A 6,700-nucleotide genomic window follows, 5' to 3' on the forward strand; every position below is an offset into this window, starting at 1 on the left:
CCGCGTAAAGCGCGCGAGGTACGAGCGTCGCCTTTGACTCGCTTGTTATGTGTATATATGCTGAGATCGATACACATTGATAAGGTTGCGGCCATGCGAACCAATATTGAAATTGACGACAAACTGATGAGTGATGCGCTTAAAGCTACGGGCCTAAAAACTAAGAAGGAGGCTGTAGAGCAAGGGCTTAAGACCCTGATTAGGCTGAAAAAGCAGGAGGGAATCAAGCGCTTTAGGGGCAAGTTAGAGTGGTCAGGTGACCTGGACGACATGAGGAGCGCTTCGTGATCCTTGTGGATTCCAGCGTCTGGATTGACTACTTCAGTGGCAACGACTCCACAGAGGCCGATTTTCTCGACCACACCTTGGGCACCCGCGCAGTTGCTATTGGCGACCTGATACTCACTGAGGTACTTCAAGGGTTTAGGCACGAAAAGGACTATAAAGTTGCCAAGAGTTTGCTGGAGGAACTTACCGTATTTGAGCTTCTCGGGAAAAAGATGGCTATAGAGAGCGCGGATAATTTTCGAAAGCTGCGCAAGAAAGGGATAACTATACGAAAAACCGCCGACGTTATCATTGCTTCGTACTGTATTGAGCATAATCTTCCTTTGCTGTTCTCAGGCAAGGATTTCCAACCTTTCGTAGAGCACCTGGGCTTGCGTAACGCGGCGGGCACACATAACGAGACTGTAGACCGGCAAAACTTCTAAGATTATCCTCCTATATAGGGTAAACCTCGTACCAGAGAATTTCTTCTGCTTCTGATAGCGAAAGCCCGCACTCGGAAATGGTGCGAGCAATGTACTTAAACACATAATCTTCTATTTCAGTATCTAGAAATAGATCCGATAAGGCTCGCCACACTTTAAGTCGATCTTCGGTGCTCATCCTGATGATGCCTAACGAGACTGTAGAAATACATTTTTGAGATACATACCACTCGGCTGAAACGTAGCGAGGAACGAGCGAAGTGTAAGCCGTCCCAGCCACAAAGTGGCGACATAATACGCTTGTTAAGTGGGATTGCAGGATGGCAACTGTTTTGGAATAGGGCTTATGCGATTAGTAACACCGCTTTTGCTACAAATAAGAAAAAGGTTCCCTTTAAGAAAAGCATTGGTGCTTTGATTCGTAACCAGCTCGGTTTCACCAGCTGGACTTTTTAACACCGTAGATACACCCGTAGGGGAGCCAATTACTTCCAGCGTATACCCTCCGTCGAGCTCCACTGTTTCCGTAAACTCTGAAGTGACTTCTACGTTGTACATTTGCGTGGACGCAAATCCTTCACTTTCATATGCGACCAAATAAGTAACATTTTTATTGGCTGAATACGCAGAAAAGCCAGCCAGCAACACCACTACTGCCATGAGATATTTATACATAAAAAAGCTCCTTTTAAAAAATGACATTATCCTGCAAAATAATGAACTGAAGCTGAACCGCACTTAACGCAGAGCTAAACGGCGCACAAAAGAAGCGGAGCTTTGGGCGTCCAGTGGAGGCCACAGGCCGGAACGGTGTTTTAGCGTTTTGTTATGCATATTACTTCGCTAGTTATAAATAACCATTCGGGAGTATATACCCGGAAAATTATCTGGTAGAGCAACAGCCCCACACGATTTTTCATAAAACTCCGTAGAACTTACCCAACCTATTATTGCGTAAGCGTACCCCTCCATTTTCATTCCTTCGAAACACTTATTTAGTAAAGCTTTTGCTATTCCCAAATTTCGATAAGCCGACGACACACCAATAGGGCCAATCATGCCTTTAGCAGTTCCATCATAGCAAGCAAACCCCACTACATTTTTATTTTTTATTGCAATAAAACAACTAGTAGGATGCCTATACAAAGTTGATTCACACTCTTCCACCCATCCTGGGCATATTTCTGTAAAGTTGTGCTCAACAAATTCACAGATTTTGGCTTTATCTATAGCCAACGCTCTTTGTATGTGTATATTTTCTTTTTCAAATGGAAAATCCTTCGGTAGCTTACTTTCCTTATATAAATCTACGACCATATCAGTCATTACTATTCCCTTACTTAAATTTTACTTGTGCAACGCCCGTGTATGCAGAGCCAAACCGGGAGCGTAGTGAAGCGCATAAAATGGCCGAAGGCCATGCGCGAAACGAAGCGTAGGTTTGGCTTCGATATGGCAGATTTGTTATATTTGCATGCATAGATATGCACATTTGTTATAACAGATCATCTCCCCGAGATTGACAGAAACGCTTGCGTAGCTACAATGTATACACACCACTAGATAACCTGAAGTGAGGTTAATATGACTGCATCTATCGCCAAATGGGGAAATAGCGCAGCCATTCGACTACCCAAGAATATACTTGATGCGCTATCTTTGCACATTGGAGATCAAGTGAACATAGTCCAAAGAGGTCGCTCGGTTGTCATAGAGCCATGCAAGCCCTCGCTAGACGATTTGCTGGCAAAAGTGACACCCCAAAATCACCACGATGAAGCCTTCATTGACCAAGCCGGGCGTGAGCTCCTATGAGCCGAGCTCCAAATGTGGGAGACATCGTGATTGTTGACTTTGACCCCCAAGCAGGTCACGAGCAAGCGGGTAAGCGTCCTGCTTTAGTATTAAGCCCAGTAAACTTTAACAATGTTACAGGGTTCACTTGGGTCTGCCCTGTAACAAATCAAGAAAAAGGATACCCTTTCGAAGTTAAAGTTAAGGGAACCAAAAAGACAAAAGGCGTCATTCTCACCGACCAATTGAAATCACTAGACTGGTCAGCAAGAAACCTTCACAAAGTAGACAAAGTTAACGCTGAATGTTTAACGGAAGTTAAGAGTTTGGTTTCGACCATTTTGGGAATATAACGCCCGTAGCACCGAGTTAAATTGTAGCGAAGCGGAAATTTAATCCGAGTGCCTGCGCTTGTTAGTGGCTGAAAAAAATCTCTTACTCCTAGACATTAGAAAAACGAATCCCCAAAAAACAATGGAATAGGCAACAATCGCTAGCATATTTCCATATATGGTTGGATAGTGCCAACCTATATCAGCAGAAAAATCAAAAAAGGGCTCACCCAGAAACCAAAGTGGGGCATAGTAGCTAAAATAAAAGACCAGTCCACGCAAATCATCCGTCGCGTAGTAGGCGGCTACTGGAAATATTAAAAGTAACACCCAAATAATGATTAGCTTCCACATTTCAAAGCTCACTAAAAGAATAGCGAGGACATATATGGACGCTCCATAACTGTCCTTTTTATTGTTTTTTGCGCCGTATTAACTTTTCCGAAAAGCCTGATCTCTTCGGTTTTAATGCAAATCCTGTGCAAGCCGAAAACCCATCAGACTATAGCGCATGGCTGGGTTGTTGATAAAACGGAAAGCGACACGCAGATCCCCTCTGTGGAAGTACCAGGAACCCCCGCGCGCAACCCGGTTGGCACAATCACCTCCATTTTCTTCCTCCCACGCCTCTCCGTTCACCGGTGCGTCAATGTAATTGTCATGCCAGCAGTCTTCTGTCCACTCCCAGACATTGCCGTGCATATCGTGTAAACCAAAGGCATTGGCTTGAAAGCTGCCGACAGGGGCCGTGAACACATAACCATCATCGCAGGCGACCCATTCGGGCCAAGCGTGACCCTTTGGCAGAGCAGTCTGGTCGCCGATATTGCCATAGCGGCACATGGCGGTCACATCGGTACCATGGCTGTATGTGGTGCTGCTACCGGCCCGTGCGGCGTACTCCCATTCCGCTTCCGTAGGCAGGCGATATGCCCGTTCATCGGGCGGCAAGTGGGTTTCGTTGAACCAAGTGATGTAGGCCAAGGCATCCTGCCGGCTCACACACGGTACCGGATGCGCGTCGCTGCCCTGCTCCAACCCATAAAGTGTCGCGTTGCGCCAGTTCTGGTTCGCCGACCAGCCCCAATTACCGTTGCCATCATCACGCACATCGAGAGTAAGGCAGCCCCTGTCCGCCTCCTCCTCTGCTTGAGTGAGGTAACCGGTCGCATCCACAAATGCCCTGAATTGGCCACGCGTGACTTCATGTTTGCCCATGGCAAAGGCCTTGGCCAGGGTCACCTTATGCTGCGGGCCCTCGGCTTCGCTGCGCCCCTCTTCGGAAGCTGGGCTGCCCATCAGAAAACTGCCCGCCGGCACCACGATCATTTCCGGGCAATTGTCGCAGGCCCTATACGCAGTACCTGCCACGTGCTGTGTTCTGTCGGATGTGGAAGAGGTGTCAGACTCCTGCTCAGCACAGGCGCTCAACACCAAGCAAGCACTGACAAACAATAAAGAAAAGCGATTGCGGATACGCATGACAAAGGACTCCTTGAGTTCGAAAAAATTGCGACGAAGCTGCTCTTCCACATAGAAAGTAGACATTCCCAAGATGGCCAGTGTCTGTAGCGCTTTTGACTTTATCCGGCCAAAAGCGTACCTCAAAGTGTCTACTTTTCTTGGGGAACTTGGATGCTTAACGCCGTGCTAAGCCGGCCGAACCGAGAGCGTAACACCGTGTGTACAATTGCGCAGCAATACGCTGGGTGGAGCGTAGGTGAAGGTTCGGCTTGAGCACCTTGTTGGGTGCCAGACTTGTTTAATGAGAATAATGGTAGCGGCAAGAAATAATAGTTAATTGTATATTTTTTACAGCATAAACTAAGCGATTCGTTTCATCGATTCGACGCGACCAAAAACCCGAGAGGTTTTCTTTTAGTGGTTCAGGCTTGCCGATACCCTCGAACGGAGAGCGAATCGTATCCCGAATTAAAAGGTTAATTCGCTTTAACGTTTTTTTATCTTGCCCCTGCCAATATATGTAGTCTGACCATGCAGCTTCAGTCCAGCTCAGAATATCAATCATCGGTAAGACTACGCTCCGCAACCTGACCATTTTTGAATTGCTCAATAGACTTCGTTAAATGGGCAACATTGGCGGGGCTCCGCAGGAGGTGAACCGTTTCCATAAGACCATTAAACTGATCTAAAGACATGACTACTGCGTCATCAGCGTCCCTACGAGAGATAATCGTGTAGTCAGCGTCGTTAACTACTTGATCTAAAACACTTTTTAGTGAGTTTCTAGCCTCAGTAAAATTTACTACTTTCATAACAGAATGCACCTGTACAATATTTTGAACAAGTATAACCTGTCCTATATATTGTGCAACTACTATTTACTATGGGCTACCATCACCCAACGCCCGGCTAAATTGCCGGAACGGAGTTGGTTGTTTTGTGCGAGCGTAGCGGAAAAGCACAAAACGAACAACGCAGTGGGGTCGATTTGAGCCGTTTGTTAGTTGCTCTCTGGCACGAGCCTACGTACCACTTTAAATGTCCAGTCTTTGGCGGATAATGTAACGTCACCAAATGAACCTACCAAATGAAACTGGCCATTGCCGATCTCAAAACTGTCAATTGTGTCGTAATCTGGTATCTCGTTTTCCATAACTTCGTTAGCATTAACTTGATCTATTGGCAATAACCCTCTTATTTTGTAAGGACTTCGAAACAATAGCCGTGCTTTTTTGTAGCATGTATGCTCGTTTTTTTCTGGAGCTTCATAATCCGGATGCCCAGGCCAAAGGCTAGCTTCCATATCTATGAAAAATGTTTCATCTGAGCGTTTCCACCCAATGACAAAACTATCTTGTAGATCAACATTATTGAATACGTCTAATTCATTCCATTGCTTCATAATTACTACTGACAACTAACGCTTTGCTCACCTGCACATAATGCGGAGAGCGTTTTTGTGTAAAATGGAGCTACGCGACATACACAAAAACGAGCGTAGCAGTATGTGTCAGTGTGCAGCAATTTGTTATGCAATTTTAAACTAGCTCTATCTCTAAGCAACCAAGCAGTCTAATTGCCTCGAAACGATCAAATTTTGCTTTTTTAATTTTATTTCTAAAAATATCAATATCGAAATCGGTTGCACCTGAAAAGTCTGCGCCCGATAAATTCGTATCAGAGAAAGAGGAACCGCTAAAGTCAGTATTCATGAAATTAGAGCTACTAAAATCCCCATCCCTAAAATCAACATTGTGAGCTACACAGTTTTCGATAATTAGATCTTGTAGTGATAACCCATAAAATGAACTTTCACTTACAATACAATCATAGAACTGAATGGGCGAGCTAAATATCAGCCTAGGCCAAGCAATTTTAGCCCAGTCAATACCAATCAGCTTCGAATCTCGGAAAGTAACATCTGAGAACTTGCTGTATTCCATTTTTACTATGCTTAAGTTGCATTTTGAAAATTCACAATCATAAAATTTAGACCTACTAAAAATAGCTCCAGAAAAATTACATCCTATAAAAGTACAGCCATCGAACTCCGTTGAAGATATCCTACTTTCCGAGAAATCTTCACCATCAAATGTTTTTGACCAATACTCCTTTTCCTCTCCAATACTCACTTTATATCCTCGTTACTCCATGATGCATAACGCCGCAAGCAGCTGCGGATTTGTAGTGGATTGTTTTGCGGTAGCGTAGCGTTAAACCGCAAAACAAGGAACGGAAAAGCCGTCAGACTGCCTTGCCTTGATACTTATGATGACCTCCTCCTCTAGATTCCGGAGGAACCTTCTAAACTTAGAGTGCGAAAAAAAGTTAATCAAGAAGGAGATCATCTCATGAGATTTTATACCAAATCCCACAAATATTTTTGCGGAATCGATT

The 6,700-nt window shown here is 44.9% G+C and carries 12 protein-coding genes; 4 read left to right on the forward strand and 8 right to left on the reverse strand.

What is annotated here, in order from left to right; genetic code table 11:
- Nucleotides 1–57 precede the first annotated feature (57 nt).
- Together QWI17_RS05950 and vapC are read left to right on the forward strand one after the other, a co-directional pair.
- Nucleotides 58–288 (forward strand): type II toxin-antitoxin system VapB family antitoxin, encoded by a 231-nt coding sequence (locus QWI17_RS05950; protein ID WP_302721600.1) that lies wholly within the window; start codon nt 58–60, stop codon nt 286–288.
- Nucleotides 285–713, forward strand: coding sequence for a type II toxin-antitoxin system VapC family toxin (vapC, locus tag QWI17_RS05955; protein WP_302721601.1), 429 nt, complete (start codon nt 285–287; stop codon nt 711–713). The genes QWI17_RS05950 and vapC overlap by 4 nt, the downstream gene beginning before the upstream one ends.
- A 10-nt stretch (nt 714–723) precedes the next feature.
- Here the strand turns inward: vapC and QWI17_RS05960 are convergent, their stop codons facing one another.
- From QWI17_RS05960 to QWI17_RS05970, 3 genes are all read right to left on the reverse strand, one after another.
- Nucleotides 724–891, reverse strand: coding sequence for a DUF7079 family protein (locus tag QWI17_RS05960; protein ID WP_302721602.1), 168 nt, complete (start codon nt 889–891; stop codon nt 724–726).
- Between the two features lie 125 nt (nt 892–1,016).
- On the reverse strand, nt 1,017–1,388 hold the full coding sequence (locus tag QWI17_RS05965; RefSeq protein ID WP_302721604.1) for a hypothetical protein: 372 nt from the start codon (nt 1,386–1,388) through the stop codon (nt 1,017–1,019).
- 168 nt (nt 1,389–1,556) lie between these two features.
- The gene (locus tag QWI17_RS05970; RefSeq protein WP_302721605.1) at nt 1,557–2,039 is read right to left on the reverse strand and encodes a GNAT family N-acetyltransferase; all 483 of its coding nucleotides are present in this window, start codon (nt 2,037–2,039) and stop codon (nt 1,557–1,559) included.
- 258 nt (nt 2,040–2,297) lie between these two features.
- Between QWI17_RS05970 and QWI17_RS23615 the strand changes: the two genes are divergently transcribed.
- Together QWI17_RS23615 and mazF are read left to right on the forward strand one after the other, a co-directional pair.
- Nucleotides 2,298–2,528: an AbrB/MazE/SpoVT family DNA-binding domain-containing protein gene (locus tag QWI17_RS23615; protein ID WP_319835119.1), complete on the forward strand. Its 231-nt coding sequence runs from the start codon at nt 2,298–2,300 to the stop codon at nt 2,526–2,528.
- Entirely contained in the window at nt 2,525–2,860 is a 336-nt protein-coding gene (mazF, locus tag QWI17_RS05975) for an endoribonuclease MazF (RefSeq protein WP_302721606.1), read from the forward strand. The genes QWI17_RS23615 and mazF overlap by 4 nt, the downstream gene beginning before the upstream one ends.
- Nucleotides 2,861–3,304: 444 nt before the next feature.
- Here mazF and QWI17_RS05980 read toward each other — a convergent pair whose 3' ends face one another.
- From QWI17_RS05980 to QWI17_RS06000, 5 genes are all read right to left on the reverse strand, one after another.
- A complete protein-coding gene (locus QWI17_RS05980; RefSeq protein WP_302721607.1) occupies nt 3,305–4,387 on the reverse strand; it encodes a formylglycine-generating enzyme family protein in 1,083 nt (360 codons plus the stop codon).
- Nucleotides 4,388–4,601: 214 nt separating this feature from the next.
- Complete coding sequence (locus tag QWI17_RS05985; RefSeq protein ID WP_302721609.1) at nt 4,602–4,868, reverse strand: Txe/YoeB family addiction module toxin; 267 nt, start codon at nt 4,866–4,868, stop codon at nt 4,602–4,604.
- The gene (locus QWI17_RS05990; RefSeq protein WP_302721610.1) at nt 4,861–5,115 is read right to left on the reverse strand and encodes a type II toxin-antitoxin system Phd/YefM family antitoxin; all 255 of its coding nucleotides are present in this window, start codon (nt 5,113–5,115) and stop codon (nt 4,861–4,863) included. Before QWI17_RS05990 ends, QWI17_RS05985 begins: the two co-directional genes overlap by 8 nt.
- Nucleotides 5,116–5,303: 188 nt before the next feature.
- On the reverse strand, nt 5,304–5,705 hold the full coding sequence (locus tag QWI17_RS05995) for a hypothetical protein (RefSeq protein WP_302721611.1): 402 nt from the start codon (nt 5,703–5,705) through the stop codon (nt 5,304–5,306).
- A gap of 136 nt (nt 5,706–5,841) precedes the next feature.
- Nucleotides 5,842–6,435, reverse strand: coding sequence for a pentapeptide repeat-containing protein (locus QWI17_RS06000; protein WP_302721613.1), 594 nt, complete (start codon nt 6,433–6,435; stop codon nt 5,842–5,844).
- Nucleotides 6,436–6,700 lie beyond the last annotated feature (265 nt).

The sequence above is a fragment of the Gilvimarinus gilvus genome (genome assembly GCF_030518155.1).
In the GTDB taxonomy this organism is placed as follows: domain Bacteria; phylum Pseudomonadota; class Gammaproteobacteria; order Pseudomonadales; family Cellvibrionaceae; genus Gilvimarinus; species Gilvimarinus gilvus.